The following is a 21,361-nucleotide window of genomic DNA, read 5'->3' as shown; positions in this document are numbered from 1 at the left end:
GGCAGCAGTTTCTTCTTTACTGTAAAAATATTGATATATTAAATGTACTGTAATAGAAAGAAAAAAGAGGTGTTAAGGGATGAAAAAGTATTATGAAAGACTAGATGAATTCAGAGAAAAGGCAGAAAAATTAACAAAGCAGATGACATTGGAAGAGAAAGTGTTTCAAACTCTACATACAGCTCCAGCAATTGACCATTTGGGAGTGAAGGCTTATAACTGGTGGAACGAAGCTCTTCATGGAGTTGCCAGAGCCGGAGTTGCTACGGTTTTTCCCCAGGCTATCGGACTTGCTGCATCCTTTGATGAGGACTTAATATATGAGGTAGCAGAAGCAATATCTACTGAAGGCCGCGCCAAATTCAACATGCAGCAGAAACATAATGATAGGGATATTTACAAAGGTCTGACATTTTGGGCACCGAATGTCAATATATTCCGTGATCCAAGATGGGGAAGGGGGCATGAGACCTTTGGTGAAGATCCTTATCTGACCTCCAGGTTAGCTGTAAGGTATATAGAAGGGATACAAGGAAATGGCGAATTCATGAAGGCAGCTGCTTGCGCCAAACATTTTGCGGTACACTCCGGTCCTGAAAATCTTCGGCATGAATTTAATGCAGAAATTTCCGAACAGGATTTGAGGGAGACTTACCTGCCTGCTTTTCAGGCTTGTGTAGAAGAAGCACATGTAGAAGCGGTGATGGGAGCATATAACCGTGTCAATGGTGAACCATGCTGCGGCAGTAACCGTCTGCTGAATGATATATTAAGGGGAGAATGGAATTTTGCCGGCCATGTGACATCGGACTGCGGCGCAATAGAGGATTTTCACGAAAGGCATAAGGTGACTGACGGGCCGGTGGAGTCAGCTGCGATGGCTATGAAGAATGGTTGTGATTTAAACTGCGGAAAGATGTTTCTATATCTTATTAAAGCTGTGAAAGAGGGAATGTTAGAAGAAGAGCGCCTTAATGAAGCAGTAACAAGGCTGCTGATGACAAGAATGAAACTTGGACTGTTTAATGAGAAGGATATGCCCTATACTTCTCTGAATTACAGTTTGGTAGACTCAAAAGCAATGAAAATGCTGAATCAGAAGGCTGCTGAAAAAACGCTGGTATTATTAAAGAATCAGAATAATATTCTGCCCCTTGATAAGAAGAAGTTGAAAACGGTTGGTGTAATTGGACCCAATGCCAATAGCCGCAATGCCTTGGTGGGAAATTATGAAGGTACCGCCTCCAGATATATAACCCTACTGGAAGGTATACAGGAGTACCTGGGAGAAGAAGTTACTGTCCGATATTCGGAAGGCTGCCATCTGTATATGGAGCATGTCAGTGACTTTGGCCTTACCAATGACCGCATTTCAGAGGTGAAGGAAGTATGTGAGGAAAGTGATCTTATTATTGCATGTTTTGGTCTGGACGCAGGAATTGAGGGAGAAGAAGGGGATGGGAATAACAAATATGCCAGCGGAGATAAAACCAGTCTTGATCTGCCGGGAATCCAAAAGCAGGTATTAAGCACTATCTGTGACAGCGGCAAGCCGGTGGTGCTTGTGTTGTTATCTGGCAGCGCGCTTAGCTTGGGAAAAGATGAAGAGAGGATTCCGGCTGTTCTACAGGGATGGTATCCGGGAGCACAGGGAGGAGCTGCAATAGCAAAGATCTTGTTTGGAGAAAAAACACCGGAAGGGAAGCTGCCGGTAACCTTTTATCGCTCTCTGGAGGACCTGCCAGACTTCACTAATTATGCTATGAAAAATAGAACATACCGTTATATGGAAAAGCCTGCACTGTATCCATTTGGTTATGGACTTTCCTACACGAAATTCTCTTTAGAAGAGGTGGAACTTATCAAGAATAAGGGAAAGGCAAATGCTCTGATTCAGGTGAAAATCACCAATACAGGGAGTATGCCTGGGTCAGAAACTATACAGGTCTATGTAAAAGCACCTTATAAGACAGCGCCTATACATCAGTTAAAGGGATTGAAGAAAGTAAAACTACTGCCGGGAGAATCGAAAAAGATAGAGATAACACTGAAGGAAGAGGCCTTTCAAGTTTATGATGAAGGCGGCAAGAGCATTCTTTGCAAAGGAGAATATCTCGTATATATTGGTATTTGCCAGCCTGATGAAAGAAGCGTTGAACTGACCGGACAACATCCTGTATGCAAAAAGATTGTTTTTTAAAGGATAAGGCTAATTAAAAGAGGAAAGGGGGTGCCTTCGATATCATCGGAAGCACCCCTCTTATTAACATGTACTTTATAAAATATTATTTCATTACATTCCCTTTGGCGGTTGAGTGGAACCACGGGGGATTAATTTTACAGGAACAATTACTTTTTGGGGAGGATAGGAAGGGTCTTTTAGGGAAGATAATAAAATCTGGCTTACCTGCCTTCCAATCTCGGGAAAATCCTGGCTCACTGTAGTAATACCGATATCGGTTTTCTGAGCCCAAGCGGTATTGTCAAAACCGCATATGCTTATATCTTTGGGTACATTCAAACCGAGTTCCCTGCAAGATAAGATAACAGAGTAGGCAACCTGGTCATTTTCTGCTTCAATGGCGGTAACACCGCTGTCATATAAACCTTTGATTACTGCGTTTAACTGAGGATTGCTTGCTTGTGAAACAGCAGCGGACTCTGTTAAAAACCCCAGCCCATTTACAATATTCTCTGCGTTCGTCGAAATACCATATTTGCGAAGAGTATGTATATAGCCGCCAAAACGGTCACGGACAGAAGAAGTTTCATCGATAGAAGCATTTGATAAGAAGGTGATTTTTTTATGACCAAGGGAAATCAAATGTTCGGTGAGCAGTTTACCACCTTCAAAGTTATCGGATACTACATTGTGGATGTAAGAGCAATCCGTAGTTTTATCAATGATAATGACCGGTTTTCCGTTTATAACAAAATTATTTAATAAATCCAAATAAATTTTGTTGCTTTTTGGATAATAGACAATACCGGCGGTGTTTTGTTCCAGAAGTTGCCGGATTGTATATTTTTCTTTGGATGCGTTATCGCCTGTGATATACATTCCTATAAAATATCCAAAAGTATTCAGTTTTGCACTTATCTCAGTCACGGTATCAATCAGACCGCCTTTTGCAACATCGAAAGGAAGCAGGAAGGTAAAGGAATTGGAAGGCTGAGAGGCTGCAGGTGTATTTGGCCTTTTTACGGCAGAATCCCGTGCAACAAAACTTCCGACACCTCTTTTTCGGTAAAGGATACCTTGATGTTCCAAATCTGTAATGGCTCTTTTAGCAGTTATACGGCTTACATTGTACTGCAGAGATAACTGTTTTTCTGTGCAGATTGGTTCATCGTAGGAAAAGTCGCCTTTTTGAATTCTGGAATAAATGTCATCTATAATAATTTCGTATAAATTTTTTTTAGTTGTTTGGGTAATATTGCTGGGAGTGGTTTCGGTTTTCATAGTTGAATCCATCATACCGCCTTTTTTCTAATTTGATTTAGTAACTATAATTATAGTATATCAAAGTTACAATATTGTCAAACATTAGATAAAAATTTATAAAAATAATTCATATAAGAAAAAAATAGAAAAAATGAAATATGGTATATCAATGAATAGCACAAAATAATACAAGGAAATGAGAATGAAAGTTAAATTAAGTATAAAAATAGTAAATAAAAATAAGTTAATACATACAAAATATATAATAAAAAACAAAAAAATAAAAAAATCAATTGACATATCATGCATCATATGAGATAATATGATATATCAAAAGCGAGGAGGAAGCGGTTTGAGTAATTTTAAATCAAATGCACGTAAAAACGGAACTATCAGTAAAAGGCGTAAGTTATTTGTGGACATTAAGAATGGGTGGCAGCTTTATGTTATGGGATTGCCGGCAATGTTACTGCTCTTTCTTTTTGCCTATATGCCTATGGGGGGACTGGTTATTGCGTTTAAACAATATAACTTTAGAAAGGGTATATGGGGGAGTGACTGGGTACATCCCATTTTTAAGAACTTCGAAATCTTATTTAAGAATAATGCGGCTGCTATGCAGGCTATTCGCAATACACTGTTTTTGAATTTTCTTTTTATCATTGTGGGGACGGTATTTGCATTGGTGCTGGCACTCTCTTTGAATGAGCTGGCTAATAAATATATTAAGAAGCTTACACAGTCATTAACCTTTCTTCCGTATTTTATATCTACTGTAGTGGTAGGTATTTTCGTAAGCGGATTGTTGAGCTATGATAACGGAACCTTGAATAAGCTCATAACGAATCTGGGTGGAGAAAAAGTTGCTTTTTATATGCACCCCAGCTATTGGCCTATCATTTTACTTGTAGTTAATATCTGGAAAGGGGCAGGTTACAGTGCGGTAATTTATCTGTCAACCCTAAGTGGTATTGATGATTCCTATTATGAAGCAGCTCAGCTTGATGGAGCGTCCAGATGGCAGCAGATTGTAAATATCAGCCTTCCCTTAATGAGGCCGACAATTATTGTTATGACCTTATTGGCAGTGGGTAAGATTATGAACGCGGATTTTGGACTCTTCTATAATATTACCGGTTCTATGCCAACTCTCTATAGCACTACCGATGTTTTGGATACATATATCTTTAGAGCACTTAGACAGACAGGTGATATAGCTATCTCTTCTGCAACAGGCTTCTTCCAGTCCGTCATCTCCTTTATTCTTGTTGTAGTTTGTAACCAGCTGGCAAGGCGTTATGAAAAAGATGCGGCATTATTTTAATGAATACCAAATATGGACTTGGATTCGCCAAAATTTTATTTGAAAGGATGCCGCAAACAAATTTTTCGCTCCTATTTATTTGTGGCAGTATCGCAGGCTAGCCTGTGATATGCAATGGGTGTAAATATGAAAAAAAGTAAACTGACTATCGGCAAAGTATTAGTGTATCTGTTTGTCATCCTATTCTCACTTGCATGTCTGTATCCTTTTCTGATGGTTATCGGAGGATCACTGACAACAGATGCGGAGGCTGCGGCTTATGGTTTTAGTATAATACCAAAAAATCCGACCCTTGCAGCATATAAGATGTTATTTGCCAATAAAAGCACAATATTAAACGGATACAAAATAACCCTGTTTGTGACAATCGTGGGTACAGCGGTTTCCGTGATCGTAAATGCTATGATGGGATATGTTCTATCCAGGAAAGCCCTGCGTTTCCGAAGTTTTATAAATTTGTATGTGTTACTGACCATGCTCTTTAATGGCGGTATGGTACCTTGGTATATTGTCTGTACCAAATATCTGCACTTGAAGAATAATATCTGGGCCTTAATCGTTCCGAGTCTGGTAAGTGCCTGGTACATATTCCTTATCCGCAATTATTTCACCTCCGTTCCGGATGAGATGTGGGAGTCAGCTAAATTGGACGGAGCAGGTGAATTTATTATATTCAGAAAGATCTATTTAGCCTTGGCGAAACCGGTAATTGCAACAGTGGTTTTGTTTTCTGCATTGGGCTTTTGGAATGACTGGTGGCTGGGGCTTATGCTAATAGACAGCTCAGAAAAACAGCCTTTGCAGATGCTGCTGCGTACAATTGTTGCAAATATTCAATTTTTGCAGACCATGGGAAATAAATCTGCCGAAGCCCAGGCTTTGCTGGCTTCTGTCCCCAGTGACGGGGTAAAGATGGCAATGGTAATTATTACAACCGGCCCAATTCTGTTGCTGTATCCTTTCCTTCAAAAATATTTTATCAAAGGTATTATGGTTGGAGCGGTTAAGGGTTAAGAGGTTGTACTAACAGGATTACAACGGAAGATAATCATCTTCCTGTAATAAATTAAAAAAAGGAGAGAAGAGTTATGAGAAAACAAAAAAGTAAGATGCTCCAATGTTTATTGTGCATGTTACTGATTGTTTCAATGCTTGCCGGGTGCAGTAAAGAAACAAAGAGTACGGGCGAAACTGGGGGGAGTACGTCAGGCAGTTCTGATTTAAAACCGGTTACGCTGCACTTTATTTTCTACGGAGATAAGAAGGCTGCTACAGATGAGGTTTGGGATAAAATAGCAGAGTATACCAAGGATAAGTTAAATGCCAAATTCGATGTGCAGTTTATAGCAGGTACTGATTTTACACAGAAATTATTAGTAAAGGCAGCTGCCGGGGATGCATGGGATATGAACTTTGATAGTGACTGGACTTGTTATTATCAGATGATAGCCAATGATTCTTATATGGCACTGGATGATCTGCTACCGAAATATGCACCTGATTTATATAAGATATATCAGGATAAAGGTATTTTGGATGCGGCAAGATCGAAAGGAAAAGTAGTATCACTTCCCTGGACAATGTCTATGAATAATAGAACCTTCTTCCAGTGGAGAGGGGATCTTACTGAAAAAGCAGGCATAACAGTGGATAAAGCAAGCCTTAAAAACTGGGAGGGTGTGGATGCCTTCTTACAACAGTTAAAAACAGCGTATCCGGATAAATATATAATTGAAAATGCAGGTACAATCGGTTCCCAGGAAGGTTTGATGGAGCTTGGTCATGGTCTTGCCATCAATTTAAACGACCCAACCTGTAAAGTGGTAACAATGGAATCTACACAATCTTATATGGACAAAGCAAAATATGCTGAGAAGTGGCAGAAGGAAGGAATCATCTGGAAGGATATTCTGACGGATACCACAGACCACAACACTTATATCAATGAAGGCAAACTGATTACAAAATGGGGAACTCATGAATTCAGTAATCAGAAGAGAGCATGGCTGGAAGAAGGAGCACGTTGGGATTACACAGAAGTTTACCCTGATGGTTTATATGCAAACAGATCACCTTTGTCAAACCTGGTAGCAATACCGGCAACCAGCGAGAATCCTGAAAGAACGTTAATGTTCTTAAATCTCCTGGAAAAAGACCAAACCCTCTATGACATGGTGCAATACGGTATTCAGGGAAAGACCTATAATTTAAACGGTAAGGAAGCTGTATATCCTGAGGGTATGAATGCAGAAAGTTCTAATTATATGGATTGGGGCGGACGTTGGGCACTTTGGAAGCCGCAGTTTATGCGTCCGGATGCATCCTATGGTGAAGGTTTCTGGCAAGCAGAGGCTGACTATGCAGCATCCCTTCCTCAGAATGTAAACAGTCCTTTAAATGGTTTCAATTTTGATGTTACAAATGTTAAGACACAGGTTGCACAAAGAGATCAGATTTATGCTGATGCGAATAAACTGATTGAAGTAGGTCTTGCCGGAGATGCCGGGAAAGCGGTTAATAAATTAATCAGCGATGCAGATGCAGCAGGAACAAAAGATATACTTGCAGAATGCCAGAAACAGATTGATGCATTTTTAGCAGCAAAACAGAAATAACAAAACCGAAAACTCCTGGAAGCTTAAAGTCGTTGGCAAAATCGCCTCAGTTTCTCAGGCTTTCAGGAGTTTTTGATATAAGGGGTAGATCAATGAGAAAAAAAACAGTACATATAATATCCCATTCCCATTGGGATAGAGAGTGGTATATGCCATTTGAAAAACATCGCTTAAAGTTAATTGACCTTATTGATGATTGTTTGGAGTTGTTTGAGCATTCGGAAGGATTTAAGAGCTTCCATCTGGATGGACAGTGTATTGTGTTGGATGATTATCTGGAAATTAAACCGGAAATGAAAGACTTAATTACGAAAAATATTAAAGAAGGCAAATTTCATATTGGTCCTTGGTATATCCTGCAAGATGAATTTCTGACCAGCGGTGAGTCCAATGTGAGAAATCTTCTTGTTGGAATAGAAGAAGCAAAAGAATACGGCGGTTTAGCGAGGATTGGATATTTCCCGGATGCATTTGGCAATGCCGGGCAGATGCCTCAGCTGTTAAAGCAGGCCGGTATGGAAGCTGTAGTATTTGGCAGAGGAGTAAAGCCGGTAGGCTTTAATAATTTGGTGGAGAAGACCGGGGATTATGAGTCACTCTATTCTGAAATGCAGTGGAATTCTCCGGATGGCAGCGGACTATTAGGAGTACTTTTTGCCAACTGGTATAATAATGGTGCCGAGATTCCTGCAGAAGAGGAGGAGGCAAAAGTATTCTGGGATAATCGGCTGGAAGATGTAATACGTTATGCTTCGACAGAACATTTGCTGTTTATGAATGGCTGCGATCACCAGCCGGTACAAAAGGACCTGGAAAGAGCCATTGCTACTGCAAACCGTTTATATCCGGATTATGAGTTCGTACATTCTGATTTTGAGCATTATGTTCAATGTATTAAGGAAGTGCAGGATAATAATCTGTCAGTGGTAACCGGAGAATTGACCAGTCAAATGACGGATGGCTGGACCACTCTGGTAAATACCACTTCCTCCAGAAATTATATCAAACAGCTAAATCGTGAGAATGAAGTTCTTCTCCAGAATTTATCGGAACCTTTAGCGGTTTTTGCGGCACAAAGCGGAAAGGCTTATCCTCATGCAGTGTTAAAGTATGCGTGGAAAACACTGATGCAGAACCATCCTCATGATAGTATCTGTGGATGCAGCCTGGATGAGGTCCACAGGGAAATGGAAGGCCGTTATTATAAAAGTATGCAGGTAGCAGAAGAATTGATAAAGGAAAGTATGAGGCACGTAGGCTCTGATATTAATACCATAGCATTGGAAGGCCAGGAAGCTTATCCTTTTATGGTATTTAACACAACAGGCTGGAGCCGGAATTCGGTTATATCGGTTATACTTGATATAGAAAGAAAATACGACCAGAGTCTTAATGAAGCCTACGATGACATGAAGGCACTGAAAATAAAACAGTTTGTGCTTGTAGACAATAATGGAATAGAAATACCCTGTCGAATGGAAGATGCGGGAGTTCGCTTCGGTTATGATCTGCCGGAGGATAAATTCCGGCAGCCCTATATGGCAAGAAGCGTAAAGGTTAGTTTTGAAGCTTGTAAAGTTCCGGCTATGGGATATAAAGTCTATACGCTGGTCTCTAAAAAAACTCCGGTTATACAGCGGGAAACTCTGGTTATCCCTAACGGCATGGAGAACGAATATTTAAAGGTTACATTGAATGAAGATGGTACGATAGATCTTCTTGAGAAGTCCAGCGGAAAATCATATGGGCATATCTGCTATTATGAGGATACCGGTGATATTGGCAACGAATATATATATCGTCAGCCTAATGGTGATAAGGCGATTGTATCCAAAGACTATAGCTGTACAGTAGAACTGATAGAAGATGAACCTTACAGAGCAGGTTATAAGGTTACTCAGATCATAAATATTCCTGAGGCTGCGACAGAAACACTTCAGGAAGAGATACAGAGTATGGCAGATGTTAAGATAAGAAGGGCACAGCGAAACAGTAGAATTATGCCTTTGGAGATTACAACTTATTTGTCCCTTGAGAAACATGGACGCGGAGTAAAGGTGCGGACTGAATTCGATAACCGGATGAAAGACCACAGACTTCGTGTTATTATCCCTACCGGTATCGAAGCAGATTACCATTTTGCTGATTCTGTATTTGAAATAGTTGAAAGGCCGAACAAACATTACCAAGGCTGGACGAACCCAAGCGGCTGTGAGCATCAGCAATGCTTTGCCGGTATAAAAGATGAAAAGGCAGGCGTCCTTGCAGCAAATAACGGTCTGTATGAATATGAAATACTGCCGGAGCAAAATAACGCGATTGCGCTTACCCTTCTACGTGCCGTAGGGGAATTGGGGGACTGGGGTGTATTTCTTACTCCCGACGCACAGGTTCAAAGAAAATGCAGCGCTTCATTTGAAATTATACCTTTTAATGTTACTGACATTGAAAGTGATCCGGCAGCAGAGGCATACCAATTTCAGGTACCGATGCTGACTTGCCAGATTTCTGTCCAGGAGGGCAGCCTGCCGCTTCAGTACAGCTATCTGGAATGGGAAGGCAAAGGAATATATCTTACGGGATTGAAAAGGAAGAATGGCGGAGAAGATACAATTATCCGCTGGTTTAATGGCACCGGAAGGGATTCACACTTAATGTTTAGAGCATCAAAGAAATTCAAATATTATAAGAGCAATATAGTGGAAGAGCATCTTGAGGAATTAACGGGGGAGGAAGAAATTATCAAACTCAAGGTAAGACCTTATGAAATCGTAACAATAGGTATGGAAGAAATATAAAATCATGAACCGCGCAGTCCGGGAGAAAACTGGATTGCGCGGTAATTGGTATGAGGACATAAAAGATAACTAGGAATGAGAAGGAGAGAAAAAATGAAATATAAAGACAGCACACTTACTCCCAGACAACGAGCAGAGGATTTACTTAGCAGGATGACCTTGGAAGAAAAAGCTGCCCAGATGGATATGATTCGAGGTGTGGAATTGGCAACCAAAGTGCATGAAGCACACTTTTGCTCGGTGGATGAAAATTCGGATTTTGATTGGCAGAAAGTTGAAAAGAGTATTGGGAAAAAAGGAATGGGATTCGTGCATGATGTATACTCCGTACCTGCAGTATTAAATAAGCTGCAGCGGTTTATGGTGGAAGAAACCCGGCTTGGGATTCCCTGCATTTTTACGGGAGAAGCTCTTCATGGACTTTCTTATCCCGGAGCCACTATATTTCCCATGCCTATAAATCTAGGAGCAGCTTTTCATCCGGAACTTACAAACAAGGTAGGTGCTGCCATTGCGGCAGAGACCAGAAGTCTTGGAATACATGAGATACTTGCTCCCAATCTTGACCTTGCCAGAGAACCCAGATGGGGAAGAGTGGAAGAAACCTTTGGAGAAGATACCTATCTTTCTTCGGAAATGGCCTATGCTATCATTACGGGGGAACAGGGAGAAGATATCAGCCGTCCCGATAAGGTTATCTGTGAACCGAAGCATTACTGCGTTCATGGAATTCCGGAGGGAGGAACTAATTGTTCACCTGCCAGGGCAGGCGTCAGAGAGATTGAGACCTCCTATCTTCCGGTATTTGAAGCAGGTATTAAAAAGGCCGGTGCCTATAATGCCATGGCTTCTTATAATTGCATAGATGGTGAGGCGGTGATTGCCTCTGATTATTACTTAAGAAAGATTTTAAAAGAACGTTTTGGTTTAAAAGGATATGTGAGAGCAGATTTTGGAGCGGTAAGCCGTTTGAAAGGTTCTCACCATATGACGACGGATAATAAGGATAGTATCTGTATGGCAGTGAATGCCGGACTTGATGTACAGGGCTTTGATTTTTCCAATCAATACTGGGAAGAAACCCTCGTAGAATTGGTGAAGGAAGGCAGAATATCCATGGAAACCATTGACGAAGCAGTACTTCGCATTCTGCAGGTAAAATTCGAACTAGGTTTATTTGAACATCCCTACACAGAGGAAACTCGTTACAAAGAAGTAGTACGATGTGAGGAGCACCTTCAGATTAGTTATGAAGCTGCCAGAGAATCTATCGTAATGCTGCAGAATAAGAATAATCTGCTGCCGCTAAAAAAAGATATTGCATCCATTGCTCTTATCGGTCCCAGTTCCGGAAAGCAGCGTGTCGGCAGTTATTCCTCGGAACCCTATGGGTATCAGGTGGAATCTCTTACGGAAGCATGTAGAAGAAAAGTAGGAAAAGATACAGTTATTTACCAGCAGGATGGCTGCTCCATATCGGACAGGGATATTGCTCTTGTGCCCAAGGAGTGGTTTGTAGATGGAGTTACCCTTACCTACTACAATAACAGCAGTTTCGCCGGTAATCCGGTAGGGTCAGACAGAATGAACAGTATTAATTTTAACTGGATTCTTGCAAAGCCTCACAGGGACCTGGAATTTAAAGGGTATTCCATTCGAATGAGCGGAACTTTAAGAGTTAATACAAAGGATTTCACAGAAGCGGATGAAATTCACGGCAGGCTAGTGTTTACAACCGATGATAGTGTAAGAGTTTATATTGATGATAACTGTGTTATAGATAGTTTTGGAGAAAGAAAACAGAAGCTGCCTCAGTGTGAATTTACCTTCATGAATGGTGCAGAACACAAGCTTTTAATAGAATACCTTTGTGATGTGAATGGAAATAATGTTACTTTAAGCATGGATTTTCATGACAATTCCCTGGAAGGAGCTCTAGCGGCTGCCCGAAAATCCGAGGTGGTTATTTTGGTATGCGGGGATGATAAAGTAACCAGCGGTGAAGGAATGGACCGCAGTGAATTATGTCTGTATGGAAAGCAGAAAGAACTGATACGCCGTGTATGTGAGCTGCAAAAACCTACCATTTTGGTATTGGAGAATGGAAAGCCTGTTGATTTAAGCTATGAGACTACTCAGATTGATGCTATTTTAACTGCCTGGTTTGGAGGGGAAAGGGGAGCAAAAGCCATAGCGGATATTCTTTTTGGAGATGAGTGCCCTTCTGGTAAACTTCCTATCTCCTTTCCAAAGAATGTGGGTCAGGTACCCTGTTATTACAGCATGCTGCCAGGGGGAAGTACGGAATATCTGGAAGGCAGCAGGAAACCGCTCTTCTCCTTTGGACATGGACTGAGTTACTGTGAATTCCGGTATGAGAACTTATTGGTCAAAGCAGGAGATAATAAGTATGAGTATGAAGTCATACTGGAGGTCACAAATCTTGGCACAAGGACAGCGGAAGAAGTTGTACAAATATACGTGGAAGACCTACAAAGCACAATTGTAACTCCCGATAAGCTGTTAAAAGCCTTCAAGCGAATTAAGCTGCTGTCTGGAGAAAAGAAAGTTGTTAAGCTGAAGCTTGATTTTGATAGCTTTAAGCTTTTGGACAGGAATTATAACTGGATAGCAGAGCCGGGTGATTTTTGTATCATGGCTGGAAGCTCCAGCGATGATATTCGCTTATCACAGATAATATCCATTCAATAAAATATAGAAGAACAGCGTTTAATGTAATTACAATGTCAGAGGTTTGAGAGGAGAAGTTCCTATGGGTGAAATAGTTGTTTGTGGAATTCCATTTGAGAAGGGAGAAGCAGAAGCAAGAAAGGGATTAAATTTTGTAAAGGAAAATGGGTTTACCTCCGTACAGATTTATGTATATTGGAGAGAATTCGAACCCCTTAAGCGCTCTGGTTTTCAGTGGGAGCACTATGACGGTCAGGTGAGGCTTATTAAAGAAGCGGGGCTTAAATTTGTACCTTTTCTTCTGATGGGGCCGAAATATGCGGCTCCGGACTGGTGGCTAAAAAGTGAAGAGCATATGGGGCTTAAATGTTTGGAACACGACAAGGATAACCCTATTGAATCGGTTTGGAATCAGAAGTTCAGGACAGAAATATCCCGCGTCGTGAAGGCCTTTGCGGAACATTATAATCCTATGGAAGTACTTGAGAGTGTACAGCCAGGTATCTGCGGGGATTATGGTGAGGCAATCTTTCCGGTGGTAGGAAACTGGCCGGGGGATTATCACACTCACAGAGGCTTTTGGTGCGGAGGAGAGGATGCTATTGCAGACCTTCAATATTCCATGAAGGTAAAATATACAGATATTCAAGCGTTCAATAAAGCCTGGCGAACAGAATACCAAAGTTTCTCAGAGATAAAACCTTTTCTGAGAGCACATCAGCCAAGCCGGACTGCTTATATGGACCTGCTTCTCTGGTATCATAACTCTATGACGGAATACGCAGACTTCTGGATGGAGACCTGCAGAAAATATTTCCCTCAGATACCGGTATATTTATGTACCGGCGGAGTAGAAGAACCACAGCATGGTTCCGCCTTTTCAGATCAAGCTAGGATTGCTGCGAAACATCAGGGTGGAATCCGCTTAACCAACGAAGGAAATAATTATTATGAGAATTTATATCTAACATTACATATGTACAGTGCCTGTGAATTTTATGGAGCCTATCTTGGACTTGAGCCGGTTGGTCCCATCTTGCCTTCAGGAGTTGCAGTAAGAATGTATGGCAGTATTGTTTACGGGAATCGTCAGGTATTCCATTATTATGGGAATCTGCTGAACCAAAAGGGTGAAGCCATGGCCGAAGTTGCAGAAAAGGTAAAGAACTACGGCAGTTTTATAGAGGAAAGGAAGAACACGGCAGGTATAACTTTCTTTTGGCCTTTGGATGAAGCACTGCTTAACGGAACGCCGGTTCCTGAGAGTATCAGAGATTCTGTCTGTGCTATCCGTAAAAGTTATGAAGTAAATGCAGCAGATGAGCAGATGATACTGGATGGGGCACTAAAGAATAGTAAAGTGTTAATTATGCTTGATACCGCTGTAACTAGAAAAGAAGTTCTCTTAAAGGTGGCAGAGTGGGTGAAAGAAGGCGGTGTACTGCTGGCTAATTGCCATCCCCATGACTGGGAGGATGCTCCTGTCTACGAATTTGAAAAGGTATTTGGAATGAAGGAAGATTCCGAGGAAGTATGGGGACACTGTGAGTATTCCCTCTTTCCTCTGCCCTGGACGAAAAGGCTTGCTTCTCTAACCCGCCAGCATTCTATGATTGCATGGAATAAGCTTTTCGAGGACGTAATACCGATTATGAAGAATAAGGAACATATACAGGGAGCAGTTACTATCAGAGAAGCTTATTGTGCTTTTTTGTATAATTTAGGTAAGGGTAAGGGAATCTATTTTGCCGCTCCTCTTGATTTAGACGGCAAGGCCGATGCTATCTGGACACCTTCACCGGCTTTTTCTTATCTTCTGGAGGACTGCTGCAGGGAGTTTGGGGGGATAGAACCAATGGAACTTGAAGAGGGGGAGGAAGTAAAGAGTGTAATTGATGAAACAGAATGGACACTTATGAAAAATGGAGAAATAATAAAAAGGGATTTAACACGAAGCAAGGATAGTGCCAGCAAAGAGTATGCGTCAAATCCCGTTATTACCAGTATCTTTACAGCAGATCCTTCCGCACATGTATGGGAAGACGGCAGAATATATATCTACTCTTCCCATGATATGGACCCGCCAAGAGGCTGTGACCTTATGGATCATTACCATGTTTTTTCTTCCGAGGATATGGTGAACTGGAGGGATGAAGGGGAAATTTTAAGTTCAGCGGAGGTATCCTGGGGCAGAACAGAGGGTGGATTTATGTGGGCTCCTGACTGTGCTTTTAAAAACGGAACCTATTATTTTTATTATCCTCATCCTACCGGTGAATGGAACGAGACCTGGAAAGTTGGTGTAGCCACCAGTAACAGTCCTGCCGCTAATTTTAAAGACCAGGGCTATATAGAAGGCCTGGGTGGATTTGCCATGATAGATCCCTGTGTATTTGTGGATGAGGACGGCCGGAGTTATATCTACTACGGCGGTGGCGGAAGATGCCAGGGCGGAGAATTAAATGACGATATGATGTCATTAAAAGGAGAAATGCTGGATATGGAAGGTCTTGAGGACTTTCACGAAGCGACCTGGGTGTTTAAAGAAAAAGGAATTTATTATCTTACTTATGCAGACAATAATAACGGGGCCAATCAGATGAGGTATGCCATGAGTAAGAATCCTCTTGGCCCTTGGGAATATAAAGGTATATTTTTAGAACCTACCGGTTGTGATACTACCCATGGCTCCGTTGTAAAATATAAAGGACAATGGTATTTATTCTACCATGACCAGTCCTTGTCCGGACAGGGGAATTTAAGGACGGTATGCATTGATTATCTGAATTTTAATGAGGACGGAACGATTAAAACCGTAATTCAAACCAAAGAAGGAGTTAAAAAATTAGTAAAAGATACTTCTAATATGAGAGAAAAAAATAATAATAGAATTTCATCTGGGACAGTGAACATTTATAAAGCAGCAGATGCTGTACTTTCAGGGAATGCAGTTATAAATGTAACAGAACAGGGAAAAGCAATTGTTCTTATGAACGGAGAAGATGCATCTATAGAATTTAATCAGGTAGACGGTGTTAAAGGACAGAGAGCAGCTCTTAAGATTCATTATTTTACCCAAGAAAATCTGGCAAAAATTCAGTTGGAGGTAAATGGAATAAATCACTCTCTAATAAATGCCAAATATACCGGAGGCTTACAGGAAAATGCTGGAGTTACCTTCTTTACGGTTAAACTTAAGGCTGGTAAGACAAATAAAATAAGGCTCATAAATACAAAGGGGAAGATTCTGGTAGACGAACTTGAGGTGGAATTGCTGGATTATTGATAAAATAACGCTTTATTAATAGGACGACCTGATAAAATTTTTCTTGCAATATAAAATATCTTCTGCTATAATAGTTTTGTTTGCAGGTCGAAAGACTTAGAATATACCTAGGGAGGTGCTTTTAATGGCTAAATGTGCAATTTGTGAAAAAAGTGCTCACTTTGGAAATGCTGTGAGTCATTCTCATAGAAGATCAAACAAGATGTGGAAGGCAAATGTGAAGTCTGTTAAGATTTTGGTTAACGGTGCAGCAAAGAAAACTTATGTGTGTACTTCATGTCTTAGATCAGGTAAAGTGGAACGTGCATAATATTTTATAATCAAGACCATCGGCAAACCGGTGGTCCTGATTTTTTATGCAAAGATACATAAGCATCAGTAAAAGAAGCCTGCTGGAGACAGCGGGCTTGTTTTATGTCTATCGTCAGGTCTGCAAAACAGCTAGCAGGCAAATAAATTATATCCAAGGACAAGCAGCAGGATAATAATACATACAGCAAGAATACCATTGGTAATGAAAAGCATAATAGTCATACCAATTGCTATCCAGAAAAGGATAAAACCAATCATTCTTTTCATAGTAACCCCTTTCGTTAATCAGCAGCTGAAAAACTGTTGTACGCTCTGGCATACATGGAAATCCAGTTTTGAAAATGAAGAATTGAGAAAAAATGGTTAAAAAGTCTCTTACACACAATATATGCAGATAATTTTTTCTTTATATTAAAATAGGGATTATAAATAAAAAATTTATGGAATAATAAATAGAAGGATACATAATGCCTTACGAATAAAATTAGTATTCCATTTTATATAAAAAAAGGTTATAATAGAAACGAATGGAAACCTAGGTAGTTAATATAAATAGAATGGAGGATTCCTATGAAGGGACACATGAATACAAATATCGGTGAAGTATCAATAGATAATGATGTGCTGGCCAAATACGCAGGTTCATCAGCAGTTGAGTGTTTTGGCGTGGTAGGCATGGCATCAGTCAATATGAAAGATGGTCTTGTAAAACTTCTAATGCGGGAAAGTCTGAAGCATGGTGTTAATATTTTGCTGGAAGATAATAAGATAATCATTGATTTGCATATCATCGTATCTTACGGAGTAAGCATCTCAGCCGTTGCTGAGAACTTAATCAGTAACGTAAAGTATAAGGTAGAAGAATTTACTGGTATGGAAGTCATTAAGATCAATATTTTTGTCGAAGGCGTAAGAGTCATAGACTAGCGGAAGAATTACTGTTAAGGAGGAATAGATTTGTGGTTATAAATACTATAGATGCTGCAATGCTTCGTAAGATGTTTTTATCGGGAGCAAAAAGCATCGAATCCCAAAAAGAATATATTAATGAATTGAATGTTTTCCCTGTACCCGACGGTGATACAGGTACGAATATGACACTGACCATTATGTCCGCTGCTCGTGAAGTCAGCCAGATGGAGAATCCTACCATGGAAGGGCTTTCAAAAGCGATATCCGGTGGTTCATTAAGAGGTGCCAGAGGTAATTCCGGTGTTATCCTTTCCCAGCTCTTAAGAGGATTTTGCAAGGAAATTAAGGATTACCAGAAGCTTGATACCATAGCTTTATCCGCCGCTTTTCAAAAAGCTGTAGAAACGGCTTACAAGGCTGTCATGAAGCCGAAGGAAGGAACAATTCTTACTGTTGCAAGAGGCGGTGCAGAAAAAGCTGCAGAGCTTGCCACTGAGACAAAGGATCTTGTTTATTTCTGTGAGGAAATAATAAAGCATATGGAGGAAGTATTAGCCCAAACACCAGAGCTTCTTCCGGTATTAAAAGAAGCTGGAGTCGTGGATTCCGGCGGTCAGGGTCTTCTTGAGATTGTAAAAGGTGCTTTTGATGCACTTCTTGGCAAAGAGGTTGATTTTGATAAGGCAGTAGAAGGAACTACAGCAAAGGGAAGCCAGTCATCTGAAACTGTAGTCAACAGAGAGAATATTGATACCGCTAATATTAAGTTCGGTTACTGTACTGAATTTATTATTATGCTGGAGAAGGAATACAACGAAAAGACAGATGCTGAGTTTAAGGCATACCTGGAATCTATCGGAGATTCCCTGGTAGTAGTATCAGATGATGACATTGTCAAGGTTCATGTACATACCAATGACCCTGGACTTGCCATTCAAAGAGCTTTAACCTATGGTTCACTTTCCAGAATGAAGATTGATAACATGAGGGAAGAACATCATGAGCGTCTGATAAAAGATGCTGAGAATCTTGCGAAGCAACAGTCGGAAGATAGAAAGAGCAAAGAGCAGGAAAGCCAGAAGGATAAACCGAAAAAAGATGTGGGTTTTATCTCCGTCTCCATTGGTAAAGGCATAAATGAAATATTTAAAGGACTGGGTGTTGATTATATCATAGCCGGAGGGCAGACAATGAACCCCAGCACGGAGGATATGTTAAATGCAATTGAGGAAGTCAATGCAGATACTATCTTTATCCTTCCAAATAACAGTAATATTGTATTGGCCGCAAATCAGGCAAAAGAGCTTACACAGGATAAGAATATTATAGTAATCCCTACAAAGACAGTTCCTCAGGGAATTACAGCTATTATTAACTATGTTCATGACAAGACAGCGGAAGAGAACGAAGCACGTATGACTGCTGAGATGAAGAAAGTTAAGAGCGGTCAGGTTACCTATGCGGTTAGAGATACGAATATAGACGGTAAGGAAATCAAGCAGGGTAATATTATGGGTCTGGATGAGAAGACCATTCTTTCTGTTGGCTCAGATATTGAACAAACAACCTATGAGCTGGTATGCAGCCTAACAGATGAGAATTCTGAATTAATCAGTTTATATTACGGTGAAGAAATAGCAGAGGAGACTGCCGAAGCTTTAGCAGATCGTGTCAGAGAAGAATTCCCTGAAGTGGAAGTTGAAGTACATTTTGGCGGACAGCCGATATACTATTATGTTCTGTCAGTAGAATAAGGCGCTTCACCCTCTGATTCATAATAGAAAAACAAGGTTCTTGAAGCTGAATGAGAAAGTTTTCCTTTCTTATCTGTGGATAGGACCTTTTTTAGTTTGCGTCTTCAAAATTCACGGTACAACTTAAGGCGCAATGGAAAGGGCATGGTTACAGTATGAAGGAACTAAGGATTACAGATTCTGTTACGAAGATTAAGGGTATCGGTGAGAAAACGGAAAAGTCCTTGAATAAATTAGCCATCTTTACCGTATCGGATTTAATCCGACACTATCCAAGGGGGTATGATGCTTTTGAGCCGCCGATTCCTATTTCTTCTATAAGGGAAGGAGAAAAAGCAGCGATTGAGGCGTCTGTTATCACTTCCCCACTTGTAAAACAGGTAAGGAACTTAAAAATTATTTCTATCAGGGTGAAAGATGCCAGCGGTAGCCTGGTCCTTAGCTGGTTTAATATGCCCTTTCTAAAGAATAGGTTAATGTCAGGCTATCACTATATTTTCCGAGGAAAAGCCGTGTATAAGAACGGTGTGCTGGTAATTGAACAGCCGGATATTTATACCAGAGAAGAATATCAAAGAAAAATGAATATATTGCAGCCTCTTTATCCTTTAACAGATGGAATTACTAATAATCTCCTTACGAAAGCAATCAGGACAGCCCTTGACGAAGTGGAGTTAAATAATGAGTATCTGCCGAAGAGTATTTTGAAAGAGTACAAACTTATGAGCAGTAAGAATGCTCTTCTGGAACTGCATTTCCCAAAGGATAAGGAGTTGCTTTCTGAGGCGAGAAGAAGACTTATCTTTGATGAATTCTTCCAGTTTACTCTGGCTTTATCTTATTTAAAGGAAAGTAAGAAGGAATGGACAAATAACTTTGTGCTAGAGGAAAGGCAAGAATGCCTGGATTATGAGAAGAATCTACCTTATCAATTAACAGGAGCACAAAAAAGAGCTTGGGACGAGATAAAGAAGGATATAAAGTCAGGACATACCATGAACCGCCTGATACAGGGAGATGTAGGCTCCGGTAAGACTGTCCTTGCGGCTCTTTCGTTGTTGTTAGCAGCTGTTAATGGATATCAGGGTTCCCTTATGGTTCCAACAGAAGTTCTTGCCAGACAGCATTTTGAAACAATAAATAATGAATTTCTTAAATACGGTATCAGAACGGCACTCCTTACCGGCTCTATGACGGCAGCTTCTAAAAGGGATGTCTATGAGAAGATTAAGAACGGGGAAGTACAGATTATAATTGGTACCCATGCTCTTATCCAGGAGAAGGTGGAATATCAGAAGCTTGCCCTTGTGGTTACCGATGAACAGCACCGTTTTGGGGTAAGACAAAGGGAAATGCTATCGGGTAAAGGGGAACATCCCCATGTTCTTGTAATGAGTGCAACTCCGATACCCAGAACCCTTGCAATCATATTATATGGAGATCTTGATATCTCCCTGGTGGACGAACTTCCGGTGGGAAGACTGCCTATAAAGAATTGTGTAGTTAATACCGGATACCGAAGTACTGCCTACCGTTTTATTGGTAAGCAGATAGAAGAGGGACGTCAGGCATACATCATCTGCCCCATGGTTGAAGAAAGTGAAGTTATCGAAGCAGAAAATGTCATCGAGTACACGGAAAAAATCAAAGAAGCGCTGCCACATGCAGCAGTGGAATATCTTCACGGTAAGATGAAAGCCCAGGAAAAGAATGATATCATGGAGCATTTCTCAAGAGGGGATATACAGATATTAGTTTCTACTACGGTAGTAGAAGTTGGTGTTAATGTTCCCAATGCCACTGTTATGATGATTGAGAATGCAGAGCGTTTCGGATTGGCACAGCTTCATCAGTTAAGAGGAAGGGTCGGAAGAGGAAAACACCAGTCTTATTGCATATTAGTCTGTGGCAGAGAAGGGAAGGATATTAAAAAACGACTTGAAATAATGAATCAGTCCAACGATGGTTTTTACATTGCAGGAGAAGATCTAAAACTTAGGGGGCCCGGAGATATGTTTGGCATCAGACAAAGCGGAGATATGGAATTCAAGCTGGGTGATATTTATCAGGATGCCAAGGTGTTAATGGAAGCCAATGAAGCTGCTGCCAGATTATCAAAAGAAGAATTAGAAGAAGCATTCCTAAAATCACCTGAGCTCAAAATGAAAATAATTGAATTTAAAGGTGGGACTTTATGATTATTTTACCAAAGCCTGTTACTTTT

At 40.6% G+C, this 21,361-nt stretch carries 13 protein-coding genes; 11 read left to right on the top strand and 2 right to left on the bottom strand.

The genetic code is table 11. The features are described from left to right. Positions 1–79: 79 nt before the first annotated feature. A complete protein-coding gene (locus bsdcttw_RS16835) occupies positions 80–2,200 on the top strand; it encodes a glycoside hydrolase family 3 C-terminal domain-containing protein (RefSeq protein WP_185255996.1) in 2,121 nt (706 codons plus the stop codon). A gap of 93 nt (positions 2,201–2,293) precedes the next feature. Here the strand turns inward: bsdcttw_RS16835 and bsdcttw_RS16830 are convergent, their stop codons facing one another. Next, positions 2,294–3,478: a substrate-binding domain-containing protein gene (locus tag bsdcttw_RS16830; RefSeq protein ID WP_225903690.1), complete on the bottom strand. Its 1,185-nt coding sequence runs from the start codon at positions 3,476–3,478 to the stop codon at positions 2,294–2,296. Between the two features lie 319 nt (positions 3,479–3,797). On the opposite strand from bsdcttw_RS16830, the gene bsdcttw_RS16825 reads away from it, so the two are divergent. The 7 genes from bsdcttw_RS16825 to rpmB all read left to right on the top strand — a co-directional run bounded on the left by bsdcttw_RS16825 (position 3,798) and on the right by rpmB (position 16,469). Continuing rightward, entirely contained in the window at positions 3,798–4,769 is a 972-nt protein-coding gene (locus bsdcttw_RS16825) for an ABC transporter permease (protein ID WP_225903689.1), read from the top strand. Positions 4,770–4,895: 126 nt separating this feature from the next. Further along, positions 4,896–5,783, top strand: a complete 888-nt coding sequence (locus bsdcttw_RS16820) for a carbohydrate ABC transporter permease (protein ID WP_185255993.1) — start codon at positions 4,896–4,898, stop codon at positions 5,781–5,783. 74 nt (positions 5,784–5,857) lie between these two features. Then, positions 5,858–7,384, top strand: a complete 1,527-nt coding sequence (locus bsdcttw_RS16815) for a DUF3502 domain-containing protein (RefSeq protein WP_185255992.1) — start codon at positions 5,858–5,860, stop codon at positions 7,382–7,384. A 92-nt stretch (positions 7,385–7,476) separates the two neighbouring features. Then, on the top strand, positions 7,477–10,182 hold the full coding sequence (locus bsdcttw_RS16810) for an alpha-mannosidase (RefSeq protein ID WP_185255991.1): 2,706 nt from the start codon (positions 7,477–7,479) through the stop codon (positions 10,180–10,182). 93 nt (positions 10,183–10,275) lie between these two features. Continuing rightward, entirely contained in the window at positions 10,276–12,894 is a 2,619-nt protein-coding gene (locus tag bsdcttw_RS16805; RefSeq protein ID WP_185255990.1) for a glycoside hydrolase family 3 C-terminal domain-containing protein, read from the top strand. A 61-nt stretch (positions 12,895–12,955) separates the two neighbouring features. After that, positions 12,956–16,159, top strand: a complete 3,204-nt coding sequence (locus bsdcttw_RS16800) for a family 43 glycosylhydrolase (protein ID WP_185255989.1) — start codon at positions 12,956–12,958, stop codon at positions 16,157–16,159. Between the two features lie 124 nt (positions 16,160–16,283). Beyond that, the gene (gene rpmB / locus bsdcttw_RS16795; RefSeq protein ID WP_033166847.1) at positions 16,284–16,469 is read left to right on the top strand and encodes a 50S ribosomal protein L28; all 186 of its coding nucleotides are present in this window, start codon (positions 16,284–16,286) and stop codon (positions 16,467–16,469) included. Positions 16,470–16,600: 131 nt separating this feature from the next. Here rpmB and bsdcttw_RS16790 read toward each other — a convergent pair whose 3' ends face one another. Continuing rightward, entirely contained in the window at positions 16,601–16,738 is a 138-nt protein-coding gene (locus bsdcttw_RS16790; protein WP_185255988.1) for a hypothetical protein, read from the bottom strand. Positions 16,739–17,041: 303 nt separating this feature from the next. Here bsdcttw_RS16790 and bsdcttw_RS16785 point away from each other — a divergent pair, with 303 nt between their 5' ends. From bsdcttw_RS16785 to recG, 3 genes are all read left to right on the top strand, one after another. After that, positions 17,042–17,398, top strand: a complete 357-nt coding sequence (locus bsdcttw_RS16785) for an Asp23/Gls24 family envelope stress response protein (protein WP_185255987.1) — start codon at positions 17,042–17,044, stop codon at positions 17,396–17,398. 32 nt (positions 17,399–17,430) lie between these two features. Beyond that, positions 17,431–19,137, top strand: coding sequence for a DAK2 domain-containing protein (locus bsdcttw_RS16780; protein WP_185255986.1), 1,707 nt, complete (start codon positions 17,431–17,433; stop codon positions 19,135–19,137). A gap of 155 nt (positions 19,138–19,292) precedes the next feature. Further along, positions 19,293–21,335, top strand: coding sequence for an ATP-dependent DNA helicase RecG (gene recG / locus bsdcttw_RS16775; protein WP_185255985.1), 2,043 nt, complete (start codon positions 19,293–19,295; stop codon positions 21,333–21,335). Positions 21,336–21,361: the final 26 nt, after the last annotated feature.

Source organism: Anaerocolumna chitinilytica (assembly GCF_014218355.1).
GTDB classification, from domain to species: domain Bacteria; phylum Bacillota; class Clostridia; order Lachnospirales; family Lachnospiraceae; genus Anaerocolumna; species Anaerocolumna chitinilytica.
This window is presented reverse-complemented; position numbering and strand designations above follow the sequence as displayed.

Coding starts and splice junctions, on each gene's coding strand:
- bsdcttw_RS16835 (WP_185255996.1), top strand. CDS start 80: ATGAAAAAGTATTATGAAAGACTAGATGAATTCAGAGAAAAGGCAGAA.
- bsdcttw_RS16830 (WP_225903690.1), bottom strand. CDS start 3,478: ATGATGGATTCAACTATGAAAACCGAAACCACTCCCAGCAATATTACC.
- bsdcttw_RS16820 (WP_185255993.1), top strand. CDS start 4,896: ATGAAAAAAAGTAAACTGACTATCGGCAAAGTATTAGTGTATCTGTTT.
- bsdcttw_RS16815 (WP_185255992.1), top strand. CDS start 5,858: ATGAGAAAACAAAAAAGTAAGATGCTCCAATGTTTATTGTGCATGTTA.
- bsdcttw_RS16810 (WP_185255991.1), top strand. CDS start 7,477: ATGAGAAAAAAAACAGTACATATAATATCCCATTCCCATTGGGATAGA.
- bsdcttw_RS16805 (WP_185255990.1), top strand. CDS start 10,276: ATGAAATATAAAGACAGCACACTTACTCCCAGACAACGAGCAGAGGAT.
- bsdcttw_RS16800 (WP_185255989.1), top strand. CDS start 12,956: ATGGGTGAAATAGTTGTTTGTGGAATTCCATTTGAGAAGGGAGAAGCA.
- rpmB (WP_033166847.1), top strand. CDS start 16,284: ATGGCTAAATGTGCAATTTGTGAAAAAAGTGCTCACTTTGGAAATGCT.
- bsdcttw_RS16790 (WP_185255988.1), bottom strand. CDS start 16,738: ATGAAAAGAATGATTGGTTTTATCCTTTTCTGGATAGCAATTGGTATG.
- bsdcttw_RS16785 (WP_185255987.1), top strand. CDS start 17,042: ATGAAGGGACACATGAATACAAATATCGGTGAAGTATCAATAGATAAT.
- recG (WP_185255985.1), top strand. CDS start 19,293: ATGAAGGAACTAAGGATTACAGATTCTGTTACGAAGATTAAGGGTATC.